Origin of the sequence: Collimonas fungivorans Ter331 (genome assembly GCF_000221045.1) — a bacterium.
GTDB lineage: Bacteria > Pseudomonadota > Gammaproteobacteria > Burkholderiales > Burkholderiaceae_D > Collimonas > Collimonas fungivorans_A.
This window is the reverse complement of record NC_015856.1, coordinates 3,851,931-3,867,017: the sequence shown is the minus strand read 5'-3', so window position 1 is coordinate 3,867,017 and position 15,087 is coordinate 3,851,931. Positions and strand designations below refer to the sequence as shown.

Genomic DNA, 15,087 nt, shown 5'->3' with positions numbered 1-15,087 from the left:
ATATAGGGATCGCGTTTCCTGATGGCGCGCATTTTTTTCTTGTACGCGCGCGCGGTGCTCCAGCGCTGCAGCAGCTGCTTGAGATAGTTGATCATGCCAGTCTCCTGTCTTGAATAAAGGCGTGCAAGACGCCGGCCCAATAACGATGCCCGTCTTCGCCAAAATGCACGTTGTCGCCGGCGCGCGTCTTGAATCCCTGCTGCGTCAGGATCTGCACAAAACCGGTGCTGTCTTCGAATGGCTGGTAGTAGGCGGCAAGATCGACCTGGCTGCGGAAGCCGGCATAGTCCAGGGTTTCGGGAAGGCCCTGGTAGGCGTTGCAGAACATGTAGTTGATGTGGTTGATCTTCAGGTAGCTCTGCATCATGATGACTTCGGCCCAGAGCCGCGAGTAAGTCTGGACATCGCTGGTGCGCACCAGCATGTGGAACTTGAAGTATTGCTGGACCGCATAAGTGAAGTCGGCGAACCACCTGGAGCGTTCTACGCCCGGACACAGGCTGAGCCAGATCCGGTTGCGGTCGTCGTAAAGTTCGAAGCGGTCGCGGCCGGTCCACATGATCACCACGAACAGCTGGTCCGCGGGCTTATGGTATTTGCCTATCCAGTCGATCGTGGTGCGCGTGATCCGTTCGTTGGAACCCCCGGGCATTGCAATGTTGACGTAATCGTCGCAACCCATTGCATTGGCAAGATGGGCGCCGAATGCCTTTTCCGGCGAATACCCGTGCGGCGCCACGCCAAGCGTATCGATTTCCGATCCCGCGGTGTGGCTGCAGCCGTTGACCAGCAGTATTTTTTTGGGAGCCGTCATGTCCATCCTTCGTGAACCACCGGTTCGCCGCCGATGATCTCCCGGACGATATCGGCGTCGCACATGGGGTGCCAGGCCGCCCGTACGCATTGGTGCGTCTCCGGGCCGCGGCCGGCGAGGATGACGACATCGTCGCCCGAGGCCGCTGCAAGCGCTGCGATGATGGCCTGCCTGCGATCGGGATTGACACTGATGTCCCGATGTCCTTGCAGTCCAAGCCGGATATCTTCGATGATGGCCAGCGGATCTTCGTTGCGCGGATTGTCGCTGGTAAGGAACACGCGGTCGGCCGCCATTGCCGCCTGTCCCATCAGCTTCCGCTTGGGCCGGTCGCGGTCGCCGCCGGCGCCGAAGACGATCGAGATGCAGCCGTGGCTCAACTGGCGCGCCGTGGAAAGCGTACGGCAGATGGCATCGGGCGTGTGGGCATAGTCCAGCACGATCCATGGTGATTGCCCGAGTATTTCAAAGCGGCCCGGCGGCGGCGCGGTTGCCGCAATGGCATCGGCCGCCTGCTGCGCCGGGACACCAGCGCCGATGGCTGCAGCCAGTGCGGCTAGCGCATTTTCCGCGTAAATTTCACCAATCGCCCGCAGCGTCAGTTTCACCGGCACTGCACCGAGGCCGGCTGCTGCCGACAAGCGCAGGCGGGTGCCGGTCCAGCTCACGGCAACCTCGTCCGCGATAATGTCCAGCGCGTGCCGCGGCCGGCCGCGCGACGCCGTACCGTAATAAATGATCCGCGTTCCAGGCGGCGTGACGGCTGCGATAACTTCTGACGCCGGGTCGCAGCCATTGAGCACGGCGATCCCCGCTTCCGGCAGGTTGATGAACAGCTGGGTCTTGGCGGCCAGGTAGTTTTCCATCGAGCCGTGGATATCCATATGTTCGGGGGTAAGGTTGGTAAAGACGCCAACCTGGCACGGCCACGCTTGCATGAAACCCTGGGCCAACGACCAGCTGGCCAGCTCAAGCGCGGCGTAATGGCCGCCACGCTGCAAGACCGCGCGCATCGTCTCGACCAGGCCGGCGTAGCTGCGCGGCACGTTCATGTGCTCGCTGCCGACATAGGCGCCGATGCTGGTGATGCGAGCCACCGGCTGTTGCAGGCAGCCAAGCGCGTTTGCCACCATGCCGGTAGTCGAAGTCTTGCCGTTGGTCCCGGTGACGCCGACCGTCAGCAGGCAATCGCTCCATAGGGGCGGCGCAGGAGGGCGCATGCGAGGCAGCGCAGCATGCCTATCCATGGCGCGCTGCGGTGTGGGAAGCCTGCGTTTTCATTGCAGATCGCCTTCGTGGACAAGCGGCGCCGCGGTTTTGCGCAAGCGGGCCAGGCAGGCGGCCAGCGCGGTAATGACGCGGTCGGCGTCCGCAAATGTCATGTCGGAATGAATCGGCAGGCAGACGTGGCGGGCGCAAACGTCTTCCGCTACCTGCAGGCCGGTATTGTCCATGCCCGAAAAAACCGGCTGCAGATGCAGCGGCACATCGTAGACGCCGGTTCCAAGCTGGATGCCAGCCGTTTCCTGCATCATGGAGCGCAGCATCGCCCTGTCGCAGCCGGCATCGAGCAGCACAACATATTTATGGTAATTCGAACGTACGCCGGCGCCTTCCGGGACCGGCGTGACGCCGTCGAGGACAGCGATGCGCTGGTCGTATCTTGCGGCAACGGCGCGTTTTGCCGTGATGAACTGCTGCAGCCGCCGTAGCTGGACCAGTCCAACCGCCGCATGAATTTCGCTCAGGCGCCAGTTATAGCCGAGCCGGATGTGGCAATTCTCGGAAAAAGCCTGTTTGCCCTGGTCGCGGTGAATGACGGCTTCGCGCGCAATCGCTGCATCGTGCGTGATGATCGCGCCGCCTTCGCCGCAAGTGACGATCTTGGTCGGATAGAACGAGAATGAGCCTGCTGCGCCGAGCGTTCCTGCCGCCCGTCCTTGATAGGTCGATCCCAGGGCGTGCGCCGCATCTTCAGCCAGATATATGCCGCGCGCTTCGCAAAACGCTTTGATCGCATCCAGTTCTGGCGAAATGGCGCCGCCGATATGCACCATGACCACCGCTGCGGTATCGGCCGTCACCGCGCGTTCGACGCTCGCCAGGGTAAGCATCATGGTCTGCGCGCCGACGTCGGCAAAGCGCAGGGTGGCGCCGGCATGCAGCGCTGCTGCGGCTGTCGCAAAAAAGGTATTGGCAGGAACCACTACCTGTCTGCCCTGCACGCCCAGCGCGCGCAGGATGATTTCCAGCGCACCGGTACCGTTGCTGACGGCGATTGCGTGCGCGCCGCCATGCATGCTTGACAGAGCGTGTTCGAAGGCCTCGGTGTAAGGCCCGAGGATAAGCCGCCCGCTTTCGAGAATGAGGCGGATGTTTCGCGTGATTTCGTCGATATCCTCTGCCGGCATGACGATCTTTGCCGAAGCGATGTTCATTGCAAGCCTCCCTCGAATTCGAAGCGCACATAACCATCTCCGCAGGCGATCACTGCGTGGCTGCCGCTGCCGGCGGCTACCTCTCCCGGCCGGTGCTGCTTCCTGCGCGGCAGCGCAATGCATTCGCAGGCACAGATGGCGCGTCCGCCGAATCGGGGAAGCTGATGCGGCGGAAAAATCAGGGAGCGCACCCAGCCATCGACAACACGCGCCGGCCGCTCGAAATCACCGACGTCCAGGGACTGGAAATCGATCGAGCCTCGCGCATAAAAAGCCGCCTGGCCGGCAGCTTGCGGCTGCAGGACGTGATCGGCGGTGAGCATGGCGGCGAATTGTTCCTTCACCAGTTCGAACCCATGGCGTTGCAGGAGGAGATACAAATCGAAGGCGCTATGAAACGCTGAAATCTGGAATCGGCGAACGGCGATCACCGGTCCCGCGTCTATTTTGTCGGTCAGCTGGTGCAGCGTGGCGGCCGCGGTAGATTCGCCATTGCGCAGCGGCCAGGTGCTGTTGAGGCAGCCGCGATAGCCAGGCAGCGCCGCCAGGTGGAGATTGTAGGCGCGGGCGCCGCCCAAATCCTCGATGCGGACTTTGCGATCGTATTCGACCGACAGGAATATATCGCTGCCGCTGAGGCCGGCAGCGGCGATGTCGTCGACGATATCGACGCCAAGCTGGCGCGCAGTGCGGCGCATTGACGGTTCCCAGGCAGTGTCACCGCCGGCATTGGGCAGCGCCAGCAGCGTATAGCCGGTTATACCCAGCGCCCGCATGTCGCTGGCATGGCGCAAGCTGTGGCAGCCGATGAAACTCTTGCCGGCGATTAGCAGTTTCATAACGCTCCTTCCAGCTGCCTGGACCTGGCGTGAATCTGCTCCAGGAAGCCCGAGCCAAACCGTTCGCTGGGCTCGATAGCCGAAGCCTCGGTCCATTCGTTGTAGGCGTGCAGGAAAACCACGCGGTGGGCCGGGTGCCAGCGCTGGTTGAAGGCAATCGCTTCGTCCAGGAAGCGGCCGAACAGCTGGGGCGTGACGCCGGCCACGATCGGCCGCCAGGGGAAACCTCGCACTTGCCGGATGTCGGCGACCGGCGCACCGCGCAGCGTGGCGTCCCAGCCGGCGCAGACCACCGGCAGGAACGGGATGCTGAGCCGCTGCTGGAGCCGATGCCATTCGGCCACCCGCTTGGGTATCAGTTCGCCGTACCATTGCACCGGCGGCCCTTCCCAGTCGGGCAGCATGCCGTACCCGGTGACGGCGTCTACCGGCAAGCGCTGGAGAATTCTGGTGTGGTATTCGTCGATCAGCGGAAAGACGCCGATCAGAAAGGGATTCACGCCGAAATGGGAGATCAGCTTGCGGCGGATGTACTGCAGCAGGAACAGGAAGCCGTCCGTCCCATAGAGCTTGTCGAAATCGGTAACGTTGAGCAGCGACAGCACCGGGCGGCCGTCAATCCGGAGAAACGCCCGGCGCGAAGCAAACCGGGCGATCCAGTCGTCGAGAAAACCGTCGACGGCGCCGATGCTCAACCGGCCCGAGCGCTGGATGACAGGGCGCAGCGGCTGCGGATTCCTGGTCGCCGGGTTAGTCGACATGGCAGGCCGCATCCGATGCAGCGATATCGCGGGCAGGCGCAAGATCGAGCGGCGCAAAATAGCCGCCGACAGACATCGGGACTTCCGTGTTTACGCTGCGCATGCCGGTGTTCTCGAACAGGCGCGCCGGCACTGCGCGGAAATCGAAACTGAAGCGGGTGACCTGGCTTTCGTTGACGACATTGCCATGCATGAGGTTGGCACCGTCGAACACCAGGATCTCGCCGTACTGGGCCACATAGGGATGGAAATCCTGTTTCCCTTCGCTCGATTCGATCCATACGGCGGTATGCTCCGAGACCGGCGTGAGCGGCACCCAGAAATTGATTTCGGCAGTGTGATGATGGTTGTCCCGGTCGCGATGGAAGCCGGATACGGCGACGTTTCCGGGCAGCTGGAAGCGGAAGTTCGGCCGCGCCTGGTACACGATTTCGTCGCCGATCATCGGCGCGATCTGGTCCCTGATGAAGCGGCCGTAGACATCGAAGAATTCCTTGCCGATCGCATACAGCCGATGGTGCAGCTCGGTGGACTGCTCAATGGCGCAGTCGAATCTCGGATATTGATGGACATGATGGATGGCGGCGAGGTTCGAGCATTTCAAGTGGCTGGCGACGATGCGCGCAAAAGGATAGCGCTCTATGTCGTACTTCACGATCAGGTGATTTAGCATGGAAGCCTCGTTTTCTTCGATATCGCTGCGCCTGGTCTTTCCTTCCCGCACAAAGTGGCCGGTTATTTCTTTTTCTGCCTGGGCCCGATTTGCGTCAGCCGCATTGCTGCGCTGAGCGAAAGCTGGTCAAGGCAATTCGGTCCCAGCACCCGGCCCAGCTCACCGATGGTGAATTCGCCGTCCGGCGCGGCCTTGCCTGTAATCCTGTCGATGCTGATTCCCATGCCGTCGGAAACCAGTGGAATGGGAAAATTTGTGTGGGGCAGGCGTAGGCACCAGGTTGTTCCTACCTCGAATGCGGTATCAGCTACAGTGTCGGCTGCGGCCGCTGCATCGAGGGCAGCGCCAAGCGGTTCGGCCATGATCGGACCGTCGTTGCCGTAATAAAAAAAATAGGTGAAGCCATTGATGCCGGCGTCAGCGGCTTCCTGCACCTGCCGTCTTGAACATGACTGCTGGCTGTCGTCATAGAATCCGGCTGCAGGGCGCGACGGCATCTGGTGCCCGTCAAAATAGGGCGAGAACTTGTCAAACAGGGTCCATTCGTCAAAATCGCCGCGGAATGCATTGGCGTGCCAGCCAGGATAGACATAGGCGATGAACTGTGTAGGTTGTTTCATGTCGATATGTCCCGGTGGTTAGCGCCATTCAAGGGCAGGTTCGGAGTCGGTTCGAGCGGCATCGGGCGCGTCCGCTGCGCCAGCTGCCGCAGGAACTGGTCGCCGAAGCGGTCGCTGGGTTCGATCGCGGAAGATTCCGTCCATTCGTTCCATGCATGCACATAGACCACATTGAGCTCCGGGTGGTGGGCAAGGTTGAAAGCGACCGCGGCATCGACGAAGTGGCCGAACAGTTCGGCGTTGACGCCGTCGACTACCGGGCGCCAGGGAAAGCCGCGGCAGTTGCGCAGGTCCGCCGCCCATTCGCCGCGCACGGTTGCATCCCAGCCGGCGCACACGACGGGAAAGAACGGCACCCGCAGATGACGCTGCACCATGGCCCATTCGGCGGTCCTGCGCGGAATCAGTTCGGCATAGTGCTGCACCGGCGGGCCGGTCCATTCCGGCAGCAGTCCGTAGCCCGTGGTGCCGTCGATCGAAGTCAGGTTCGCCAGCGCGCAGTGCTTCAAGGTGGCTTCGCCAAACACGCCGATGACAAAAGGATCCTGCCCCAGGCGCCTTTGCATGATCTGGCGGGCGGTCTGGATGATGAGCTGGAATCCATCCAGACCATAGGTGTTCACGAAATCGCCCAGGTTCAGGAACGAACATACCGGCCGGCCGCCGATGCGGAAATACGAAGGATGTGCGCAGTAGCGCTCGGCCCATCCTTCGAATAACGCAATCATGCTTTGCCAGTCGAGCAGTTCGAGCCGCTCGTGCGGATTGTCCCGATTCATGGCGGCGCCTGGACGGAATTACTTCTCGCTCTTCGCGAAGACTCCCGATGTCGCCAATCCTTCCAGGGTGGTTCGCAATTCGGCAAGCGTAAATGCGCGCAAGGCAGAATGCGAGAGCGAATGCGTCAGCAGTTCCACGGTGACCTGGTCGAAGACGTCGACATGGCGCGCCTGGCGCGATGCCAGCTTGGCGACGCCGACCAGGTCTTCCAGTTTCAGCCGCGCAAACTGGGGCCGCATGATGGCGCCCAGCTGGTTCATCGTCAGGCTGTCCAGCACCGAACTGCGGCCGTGGGCGGCTTTCGCATGCTTGCTGCACAGCTCGACGATGCCGAATACCGAAGACACCGGCAGGAACGTCGCATTGTGGCTGCGGATGGTGGCCTCCAGTGCGCGCAGCGTCACTTTGCCGGCGTTGCCGCCGGCTACGTCGAGCTCGGTGACCGCGCCGACCAGTTCGCGCAGCTGGCCGAAGGTGATGTCGACCGGATCCACCACATAGGATCTGATGACATCGATCAAGTCTTCTACCCAGTCGTGGTGGAACCAAGAGCCATAGTCGCCGTCGTCGGACATGATGTTTCTCCCTTTTTTCGCCGGTCATCGGCGCATGAGGTGGATAAGCGGCTATCTGCAGTTTTTCATTCGCAGGAATGATGCGACCGAGAAGCCTTCCAGTTCGGAACCTCCGATGAGGTCGGAGACTTCGCTAAAAGTATGCTGCCGTGGGATCTCTGCGCGCCGGGCGATATCCGGTTGCAGGCAGGGCTCGGCAGCCGCCTGGCGGGCATCGCGCCAGTGGCGGTAGTCGAGCGGCAGCGGCAGTGCGCGATGCGGCAAGCGCAGGCAAAGCGTCAGCGACAATTGAAACGCAGATACGGTTGTGGCGCGCGCGAATGCTGCATCGACAGGTGCGTCGAGGACAAATCCGCCGCGCCGGTAGTAAGCGAAATAGGAAAATCCGGCAATGCCGTAGGCGCTCGCCTGGCGCATGCTTGCCTCGGCCGTTTCGGGACGGGAGTCGTCGTAATACCCGGCCTGCGGCCTGGGCGGCGTCACGTGCCCCTCGTAGTAAGACCGGAAGCGGTCGAGCAGTTTCCACTCGTCGAAACCTGGACGGAACGACGACGCGTGCCAGCCGGGATAGACGTACGCGATGAACAGTGCGCTCACGATAAATCCTGAGGTAATGGCTTGCCCACAAGCGTCTCCCGTATTGCCACGCGCCTTGCCACACGCATTGCTACATTTAACTGGAGCTATCTACCCGCGCGTATTCGGCGTGGTCCGCGAGATTCAGGTGCATGGACACGTGCGTTTGCAACGCATCGTGCACGGGACGGGAATTTCTAGTTTGTCGTTTTCGGTCCGTCGAATCTACGTTTATTTAACATAGCTTCTGCTTTCTGTAAGTCAAGTTTTTTGACTTTGCATCGTGCTGGATTCGATCCAGGAGTAGTTGAATATTCTGAAAAATAATCTGGCATGAATCGTATGAAAAAAAATGATTTTAAAAAATCTCATAGCTAGGTAGTGCATCGTCCTGTGTCGAGTATTCCGGAATATTATTTTTTTACGAAAACACATTCCAACAAACACCTGTCACTTTTAACAGGTGGAAAGTTGCGCCATGCATGTCAGGAACTGAAAGTTTTCGACAGGTTTCCCATCGAAAAACTGTTTTAGGATTTGTGGAGGAGAATGAAGAGGCGGATGCAGTACGTATGCAGCCTTTTTTCCGGATCGCCCGGCGAGCCCGTAAAATAGCAGCTTGAAATGTAGATCGAGAAGCTCATGACACAACACACACAGAACCACCTGCACGGCGTCACGCTGGAGGCCATGCTGACCGAGCTGGTCGCTCACTACGGCTGGGAAGGCCTGGGACAGAGGATAGACATCCGTTGCTTCAAGGCCGATCCGAGCATCAAGTCCAGCCTGACATTCTTGCGCAAGACGGCATGGGCGCGCGAAAAAGTGGAAGCCCTGTATGTCGGCATGCGGCGTGCAATGAAATGAGTTTTTGCAAAATAAGGTAAAGTTTTGCGATGGGCTCTGTGACTGCGGGCGACTTGCAGCCGTCTCGGAAACTCTTTACCGCGCCAGGACCTCTCGGCTTGCCATGGCGCCTGTTGATTCACAGCATCGAAGGAAGAACCAGCATGCGCAATGTGATTTATAAAACGGTGGTCTTGAAAGCTACTCCCGACGCTTTGTTCGACATGTATGTCGATCCGGTGCTGCACCAGGCGATCACCGGCTTGCCGGTCACTATTGCTGCGCAAGCCGGGGCTGAGTTCGTGGCTTTCGACGGCGCCCTGACCGGCGTCATGCTGCAGGTGGTCAAACCGCGCCTGATTGTCCAGACCTGGCGCTCGCCGGCGTTTGCCGAAGACGATCCGGATTCGATCCTGATCCTGTCGTTCCACCCGCAAGGCGAGCACGGGCGGATTGAACTGGTGCACCTGGACGTGCCGGACCAGGATTACGAAGAGGTCAAGCTCGGCTGGCGCGAAAAATATTTCGAGCCATGGCGTGAATTCCTCGCGAATTGAGCCATTGCCGGCGCCGGATCGTCAATTTCACTGCGCAAAAAGCGTGACTGTCGCCTGTAATCCCTGCATTTGGGCAGCATGGTCCATGGCCTGTTCCAGGTCCGGGAAGGCGAAGCTTTTCACTTCAATGTCGTCCAGCGACAACAGCCCGGCCCTGATCAGCGACAGCAGCGCCAGGTAGTCGGCTGGCGTATACATGAAATGGCCGATCAGTTCCCAACTGTTGAGCAGCATGTCGCCGTAAGGTATCGGCAGGGGCACTTGCATGCTCCCCATCAGCACCAGCCGGCCGCCGCGCCGCAAGCTGCGCAGCAGCGCCAGCGTGCTGTGGGCGTCGCCAGCCTTGCCGACCATGTCGAAAGCCAGCTCGACGCCGCCGCCGGCCGCGGCCCGGATCGCTGCCGCATCGGCGCTGCTGTCGCCCGAAAGCAGCACCGGCAACACTCTGCCACGGCCTAATTCCACCAGTTTGCGGAGCGCTTCGGGGCGGCGTCCCAGCGCGATGACTTTAGCCGCGCCCAGCGCCAGTGCGGCCAGCACCGCCGCCGAACCAAAATAGCCGCCGGCGCCGTTGATGGCCACCGTTTCACCGGCGGCCAGGCGGCCGCGGCGCAGGCCGCCGAACGGCACCACGAATTTCGCCAGCACCGCCAGCCGTTCGCTGCTCAGGTGATCGAGTCCATCCAGCGGCAGCAGGGTGGAAGCCGGAACGTCGGCCACTTCACGCAGGCTGCCATGCGGGAATTCCTGGAGCATCTGCGCGCTGTCCAGGCTGATGCCGGTCAGGCCGATCAGGATTTGCGGCGGTTCGGCTACTGCTTCGTTGGCGATCCAGTAAGGATTGATGGCGACCCGCTGTCCCGGCCGGAACTGCTGCACGCCGGCGCCGACGGCGGTGATACGACCGATGCCGTTGGTGCCGGGCGTGAAGGTGCCGGGCGGATAGGCGTAGGGCAATTCGCCCTTCAGGTAACTGCGGGTATAACTCAGCAGCGGCACCGCTTCCATGCGCACCAGCGCGGCGCCGGCACGCAGCTCCGGTTGTGGTGTTTCTTGCAACGCCAGCGTCAGTTCGGCGCGATTGAACATCCATGCTTTCATGTTGAACTCCTTTTGGTTTCCGGGTTGAACGATGATTGAACTCTAGAGCGTGAGGACGTATATTTGAAATCAATTAATGGCATAGGACCTATCAACGTGATTGATCTGCGCGGTGTCGATCTCAACCTGCTGGTGTCGCTCGACGCCTTGCTGGAAGAGTGCAATGTGACCAAGGCCGCGGCGCGGCTGCACCTGACCCAGCCGGCGGTGTCCACGCAGCTGGCGCGGCTGCGTAAGATTTTCGACGATCCCTTGCTGATCCCGGCCGACAGCGGCCGCGGCATGACGCCGAGCGCGCGGGCGCTGGGACTGATCGTGCCGCTGCATGCGGCGCTCAACGATCTGCAGGCGGTGGTCAGGCAACGGCCGGCGTTCGATCCTTACCAGGACCGCCGGCATTTTGTGATCGCGGCCAACGACAATGCCGCCGCGGTGCTCGGCCTGCGCTTGATGGAGCAATTGCCGCAGCTGGCCGGCGCCGGCATCAAGATCGCTTTTGTAAATGCCGACCAGCGCCAGGTGGCGCTGCAGCTCGAGCGGGCCGAGATCGACCTGCTGCTCGGTTCCGAGCGCATGGTGCCGCCGTCGATGAAAGCCAGGAAACTGTACGATGAACGGTTTGTGATGGTGCAAAGGAAAGGGCATCCGCGCGGCGCCGGTGCGCTGGACATAGATGAATACTGCAGCCTGAAGCACGTGCTGGTGTCGACCAGCGGCGGCAGTTTTTCCGGTTTCATGGATGAACACCTGGAACGGCTGGGCCGCCAGCGCGAAGTCTGTTTGTCGGTGCAGAATTTCACGCTGGTGCCGGATCTGTTGTGCAATAGCGACTATGTTGCAACCTTGCCAAGCCGTTTGTTTGCGCGCTATAGCGATAGGCTGGATGCTTTTGAACTGCCTTTCCAGGCTGAGAATTTTTCCCTGTTCGCCGCCTGGCATCCTCGCAACCAGGCCGATCCCGCACTACTGTGGCTGCGCGAAGCGCTGGCTGCCATCGGCGCCGCCTAGCATCGCGGACATGGAACGATCACCTGCCCGGACAACGGTGTTGTCATACTTGACATGACTGTCAGGAGCACGGATTTGTAAACCTGTTAAAAGTGACAGGTGTGGCAGTTTCCAATTCTCACTAGAATAAAACTGTCTATCGGAGCCTATCCTCTCCTATGTTGATATTTAGCCCGCTGCCGCAAGGCGGTGGGCTTTTTTTTAACTCGATTCCAGGCGCCTCGGCGCCGCGCCCCGGGATCGCTTGACCGCCATCGCGCCATGAGCGCACGGTTTTTCCATGGCTGCCGCAGAGATTGCCTCCTCCCTGTACTTCCGCTTAAGATCTGCCATCGCTCGACGCCGGATCAGTTTCGCCACAGGGAAAACCGAATGCAAAAAATCAAATCAATCGTATCTGCGTTTTTATTCTTCGGCTGCGCCTTGCTGCTTGCGGGTTGCGCTTCCCTGTCCACCTCGATTTCACAGTTCAAGGACGGCAACTATGTCGCCAGCGTGCAATCGACCCTGGTCTACCTCGACGACAAATACAAGAAAGCGGATTACGACGACAGCGATGAAAGAAACGGCATCCGCGAGCGCCTGCGGATTATCGAAGACAGTTACGCTACCACGGTGCAGACCGTCAGCGACCAGGAATACGACAGGAAGATAGCCGCTTATTCCGATCTGCTGGCAATCCGGACCATGCTCGCCAGCAGGCCCTATTACGCAAAATATACGGATTTGCCGAATCGCTATCTTGAGGTCGGCTTGCGGGAAAACCTGGCCGGCCAGTACTACCTGAAAGCACGGGCGGCGGCCGCCGCCAAGGATGACCGGATGGCAGCCGTCAGCTATGCAGCGTCTTATGACGCCTACCAGAAATACGGCGAGTTCAAGGACGCCAGGAAACTGGCCGACAAGTACAAGTATGCGGCGGACAGCAAGGACGCCGCCAGCTATTACCAGCAGGGGACCGAGCTGGCGGCGAATAATCCGCAGCGCCGCAAGGCGCTGTACCGCGACGCCAGTCTGGCTTTTTTCAACGCCTACGACATCTACCGCCAGCACGGTCCTTACAAGGATGCGCAGCCGCTCTCCGACAAATACCGCAACATGGGCGCCGTGGTGCTGCAAATCAGCAGCAATGAACCGAACAGCGAGATCACCAGGAGCGTGCTGGCATTGTTCGATCTCGGCTTTACCCGCTTTCAATACCAGGGCGGCGGTGCCGCCGACCTCGGCATGTACCTGAATACCTCTTACGTGTACCAGCCGCCCAAGTACCGGCAGTACGTAGAGGCAATGAGCGAGAACGTCGAATATAAAAAAGCCGACGGCACCACCGCAGTGCGCACCTATCGCTTCAACCGCAGGGTGGTCGAAGAAGCCAACGCCATGCAGATCATCCTCGACCTGTCCGTGACCAGGGTGCCGCCGCTCGACCTGCGTTATAACGAAGTCGCCGAAAGCCGGCGGGCGACGATCAGCTATTACGGCGATGTGCCGGGCAACGGCCGCTACGGCTACCGTACCGAAGGTTACCTGATGGACCGCGACCAGCTGTGGCGGGCGGCCCAGGCGCAGCTGATCAATCGCCTCAACAGCGACAACCGGATCAGGATGATCCAGGACGACATACGCAACTTCTAAAGAATGGTCTTGCCGGAAGATTCCCGGCTCATCCTGCTAAACTGTGGAACCCTTGCCGCGGGGTTTCGCCCCCATTTTTATTTCAGCTTCTTAATTGTCTATCACTTCGCGCCTATGACTTCGATCCGCGGTCCTTCCTTCCAGCTAGTCGACCAGATCGATGCCGAGCAGCTGCAGCGCGACGGCGGTTTCGGCGCGCGCACCCGGCCTTTGCTGGTCAAGGGCGCGTTGCGCAACTGGCAGGCGCAGCAAAGCTGGTCGTTCGAACAGATGGCGGCGCTGCGCTACAAGGACGGTTCCGAACCGCAGGTGAAATTCCAGAACGGCCTGGTGGAGCAGGGTCAGACCCGGCACCGGCCGGTGATGCCGGTCGGCCCTTATCTACAGGAACTGGCGGCGCTGGCCAAGCAGGCGCTGCCGGACGATGTCGGCCTGTTGCCGGACCGGCGGCGGCGCCAGCTGGCGGCGGGCGAACGGTTTTTTCTCGACTGGTCGCACATGCAGTCGTTCCAGCCCGACCGCATGTACCTGGCGCAGTGGAATATCCTGGACGAATTCCCGGCGCTGCGCCATGATTTCTCGATCAAGGACCTGTGGCCGGGCTGGCGCTGGACCTGGGAATATGTATTCATGGGGCCGGCCAATACCGTCACCGGCCTGCACTACGACTTCCCGCACAACTGGTTTTGCCAGGTGCGCGGCAGCAAGGAGTTCATCCTGTTCCCGCCTGAGCAGACGCCGCACATGTGCATTTCAGAGAAATACGACTGGGGTGCGATCCTGAGCGACATCAATATCTCGCAGCTGGACCGGCAGCCGGACAAACTCAAGGAATTTGAAAAAACGCAGGGCCTGTACGCCCGGGTCGAGGCCGGGGATGCGCTGTTCATTCCCAAGCGCACATGGCATGCGGTGGTGGCGCTGGAGCCGTCGATCAGCCTCGGCGTGTTCGGCCTGACCGCGCCCGAGGTGCTGTTTGGCGGCGTGCCGAACGAGATCAAAAACGTGTTCCACAAGATGCACCTGTACCGCTGGGGCAATTGCACCTGCCATAAATTCTAGCCTGCCTTGATCAGAGCGCAATGAACCGGCAACACTCTCATCTGTTTCTCTGGCGCGGCCGGGCCCTGGTCCTCGGCCCCGGCATCGACTCCCGCTTCCATGCCCATTTCGGCACCCAGCTGACCTGGGGCCTGGACGCGCCGTTCCAGGCGCGGCTGGCGCCGGACCAGCCGTGGACCACCACCCGTGCCGCCATCTTCGCTTCCAACCAGCCGCACCAGATCCATTGCGACGCGACCCAGCTGGCGCATCTGTTTGTCGAGTTGCCGCAGCGCGCGCAAGGCGCGCCCAGCGTGCTGCTGGCCGCTTATGACAGCGCCCCCGGATTCTTGCAGGTGCAAGCGGGGCTGGCGCAAGCCAGGCTGGGCCGGCTTGCGCTGTCGCAGGTCGAACAACTGGGCCAGCAATGGCTGGATTGCACCGCTCTGGTTGAGCCGCCGCAGCCGGGTTTCGATCATCGAATCAGCCAGGCGCTGGCGCTGATCGCCGCGCAGCCGGGGCAGGCGCCGAACGGCGCGGCATTGGCGGCGGCCGTGCATTTATCGGCCAGCCGGTTTACCCACCTGTTCCGGCAGCAGACCGGTTTGTCGCTGTCGCGCTACCTGCTGTGGTCGCGCCTGCTGGCTGCGGTTGAGGCGGTGGGGCGCGGCGATAACATGACGCACGCCGCGCACGCCGCGGGTTTCGCCGACCTGGCGCACATGAGCCGCACCTTCCGCCATACCTTCGGCGTAGTGCCGTCGGAGCTGCAAAAGATGGCGATTGCGTTCAAGCGCGAGGAAAAATGATGGTCTAAGATGGT

Annotated in this window: 17 protein-coding genes; 6 read left to right on the top strand and 11 right to left on the bottom strand. The window is 60.9% G+C overall.

Annotation, left to right across the window (positions count from 1 at the left end; all coding sequences use genetic code 11):
• Positions 1–91: 91 nt before the first annotated feature.
• The 10 genes from CFU_RS17090 to CFU_RS17045 form a co-directional block, all read right to left on the bottom strand.
• Positions 92–814: a DUF6071 family protein gene (locus tag CFU_RS17090; protein WP_041742261.1), complete on the bottom strand. Its 723-nt coding sequence runs from the start codon at positions 812–814 to the stop codon at positions 92–94.
• A complete protein-coding gene (locus CFU_RS17085; protein ID WP_014007283.1) occupies positions 811–2,061 on the bottom strand; it encodes a Mur ligase family protein in 1,251 nt (416 codons plus the stop codon). The genes CFU_RS17090 and CFU_RS17085 overlap by 4 nt, the downstream gene beginning before the upstream one ends.
• 30 nt (positions 2,062–2,091) lie before the next feature.
• Positions 2,092–3,252: a DegT/DnrJ/EryC1/StrS family aminotransferase gene (locus CFU_RS17080; RefSeq protein WP_014007282.1), complete on the bottom strand. Its 1,161-nt coding sequence runs from the start codon at positions 3,250–3,252 to the stop codon at positions 2,092–2,094.
• Positions 3,249–4,091 (bottom strand): formyltransferase family protein, encoded by an 843-nt coding sequence (locus tag CFU_RS17075; RefSeq protein ID WP_014007281.1) that lies wholly within the window; start codon positions 4,089–4,091, stop codon positions 3,249–3,251. The genes CFU_RS17080 and CFU_RS17075 overlap by 4 nt, the downstream gene beginning before the upstream one ends.
• Positions 4,088–4,852 carry a glycoside hydrolase family 99-like domain-containing protein gene (locus CFU_RS17070; RefSeq protein WP_190275169.1) on the bottom strand — a complete coding sequence of 255 codons (765 nt, stop codon included), beginning with the start codon at positions 4,850–4,852 and terminating at the stop codon, positions 4,088–4,090. Before CFU_RS17070 ends, CFU_RS17075 begins: the two co-directional genes overlap by 4 nt.
• Positions 4,842–5,525 carry a hypothetical protein gene (locus CFU_RS23410; RefSeq protein ID WP_148264870.1) on the bottom strand — a complete coding sequence of 228 codons (684 nt, stop codon included), beginning with the start codon at positions 5,523–5,525 and terminating at the stop codon, positions 4,842–4,844. Before CFU_RS23410 ends, CFU_RS17070 begins: the two co-directional genes overlap by 11 nt.
• A gap of 62 nt (positions 5,526–5,587) precedes the next feature.
• Positions 5,588–6,145 carry a glycoside hydrolase family 99-like domain-containing protein gene (locus CFU_RS17060; protein WP_014007278.1) on the bottom strand — a complete coding sequence of 186 codons (558 nt, stop codon included), beginning with the start codon at positions 6,143–6,145 and terminating at the stop codon, positions 5,588–5,590.
• Positions 6,142–6,924: a glycoside hydrolase family 99-like domain-containing protein gene (locus CFU_RS17055; protein ID WP_041742259.1), complete on the bottom strand. Its 783-nt coding sequence runs from the start codon at positions 6,922–6,924 to the stop codon at positions 6,142–6,144. Before CFU_RS17055 ends, CFU_RS17060 begins: the two co-directional genes overlap by 4 nt.
• A gap of 18 nt (positions 6,925–6,942) precedes the next feature.
• On the bottom strand, positions 6,943–7,500 hold the full coding sequence (locus tag CFU_RS17050; RefSeq protein WP_041742258.1) for a hypothetical protein: 558 nt from the start codon (positions 7,498–7,500) through the stop codon (positions 6,943–6,945).
• Positions 7,501–7,551: 51 nt separating this feature from the next.
• Positions 7,552–8,097 (bottom strand): glycoside hydrolase family 99-like domain-containing protein, encoded by a 546-nt coding sequence (locus tag CFU_RS17045; protein WP_014007276.1) that lies wholly within the window; start codon positions 8,095–8,097, stop codon positions 7,552–7,554.
• Between the two features lie 621 nt (positions 8,098–8,718).
• Here CFU_RS17045 and CFU_RS17040 point away from each other — a divergent pair.
• Both CFU_RS17040 and CFU_RS17035 read left to right on the top strand, forming a co-directional pair.
• Positions 8,719–8,943: a VF530 family DNA-binding protein gene (locus CFU_RS17040; RefSeq protein ID WP_014007275.1), complete on the top strand. Its 225-nt coding sequence runs from the start codon at positions 8,719–8,721 to the stop codon at positions 8,941–8,943.
• 143 nt (positions 8,944–9,086) lie between these two features.
• Positions 9,087–9,479: an SRPBCC domain-containing protein gene (locus CFU_RS17035; RefSeq protein WP_041742257.1), complete on the top strand. Its 393-nt coding sequence runs from the start codon at positions 9,087–9,089 to the stop codon at positions 9,477–9,479.
• A 27-nt stretch (positions 9,480–9,506) separates the two neighbouring features.
• Here the strand turns inward: CFU_RS17035 and CFU_RS17030 are convergent, their stop codons facing one another.
• Positions 9,507–10,580, bottom strand: coding sequence for a zinc-binding dehydrogenase (locus CFU_RS17030; protein WP_014007273.1), 1,074 nt, complete (start codon positions 10,578–10,580; stop codon positions 9,507–9,509).
• 63 nt (positions 10,581–10,643) lie between these two features.
• On the opposite strand from CFU_RS17030, the gene CFU_RS17025 reads away from it, so the two are divergent.
• From CFU_RS17025 to CFU_RS17010, 4 genes are all read left to right on the top strand, one after another.
• The gene (locus CFU_RS17025) at positions 10,644–11,588 is read left to right on the top strand and encodes a LysR family transcriptional regulator (protein WP_014007272.1); all 945 of its coding nucleotides are present in this window, start codon (positions 10,644–10,646) and stop codon (positions 11,586–11,588) included.
• Between the two features lie 372 nt (positions 11,589–11,960).
• Entirely contained in the window at positions 11,961–13,223 is a 1,263-nt protein-coding gene (locus tag CFU_RS17020) for a hypothetical protein (RefSeq protein ID WP_041742255.1), read from the top strand.
• Between the two features lie 114 nt (positions 13,224–13,337).
• Positions 13,338–14,285, top strand: a complete 948-nt coding sequence (locus tag CFU_RS17015; RefSeq protein ID WP_148264869.1) for a cupin-like domain-containing protein — start codon at positions 13,338–13,340, stop codon at positions 14,283–14,285.
• 20 nt (positions 14,286–14,305) lie between these two features.
• Entirely contained in the window at positions 14,306–15,073 is a 768-nt protein-coding gene (locus tag CFU_RS17010) for a helix-turn-helix domain-containing protein (protein WP_014007269.1), read from the top strand.
• Positions 15,074–15,087: the final 14 nt, after the last annotated feature.

Bases quoted from the DNA above. Each gene is read 5' to 3' on its own strand.
- CFU_RS17015 (WP_148264869.1), top strand. From the start codon at position 13,338: ATGACTTCGATCCGCGGTCCTTCCTTCCAGCTAGTCGACCAGATCGAT.
- CFU_RS17055 (WP_041742259.1), bottom strand. From the start codon at position 6,924: ATGAATCGGGACAATCCGCACGAGCGGCTCGAACTGCTCGACTGGCAA.
- CFU_RS17020 (WP_041742255.1), top strand. From the start codon at position 11,961: ATGCAAAAAATCAAATCAATCGTATCTGCGTTTTTATTCTTCGGCTGC.
- CFU_RS23410 (WP_148264870.1), bottom strand. From the start codon at position 5,525: ATGCTAAATCACCTGATCGTGAAGTACGACATAGAGCGCTATCCTTTT.
- CFU_RS17060 (WP_014007278.1), bottom strand. From the start codon at position 6,145: ATGAAACAACCTACACAGTTCATCGCCTATGTCTATCCTGGCTGGCAC.
- CFU_RS17030 (WP_014007273.1), bottom strand. From the start codon at position 10,580: ATGAAAGCATGGATGTTCAATCGCGCCGAACTGACGCTGGCGTTGCAA.
- CFU_RS17050 (WP_041742258.1), bottom strand. From the start codon at position 7,500: ATGTCCGACGACGGCGACTATGGCTCTTGGTTCCACCACGACTGGGTA.
- CFU_RS17075 (WP_014007281.1), bottom strand. From the start codon at position 4,091: ATGAAACTGCTAATCGCCGGCAAGAGTTTCATCGGCTGCCACAGCTTG.
- CFU_RS17010 (WP_014007269.1), top strand. From the start codon at position 14,306: ATGAACCGGCAACACTCTCATCTGTTTCTCTGGCGCGGCCGGGCCCTG.
- CFU_RS17085 (WP_014007283.1), bottom strand. From the start codon at position 2,061: ATGGATAGGCATGCTGCGCTGCCTCGCATGCGCCCTCCTGCGCCGCCC.
- CFU_RS17070 (WP_190275169.1), bottom strand. From the start codon at position 4,852: ATGTCGACTAACCCGGCGACCAGGAATCCGCAGCCGCTGCGCCCTGTC.
- CFU_RS17090 (WP_041742261.1), bottom strand. From the start codon at position 814: ATGACGGCTCCCAAAAAAATACTGCTGGTCAACGGCTGCAGCCACACC.
- CFU_RS17040 (WP_014007275.1), top strand. From the start codon at position 8,719: ATGACACAACACACACAGAACCACCTGCACGGCGTCACGCTGGAGGCC.
- CFU_RS17080 (WP_014007282.1), bottom strand. From the start codon at position 3,252: ATGAACATCGCTTCGGCAAAGATCGTCATGCCGGCAGAGGATATCGAC.
- CFU_RS17035 (WP_041742257.1), top strand. From the start codon at position 9,087: ATGCGCAATGTGATTTATAAAACGGTGGTCTTGAAAGCTACTCCCGAC.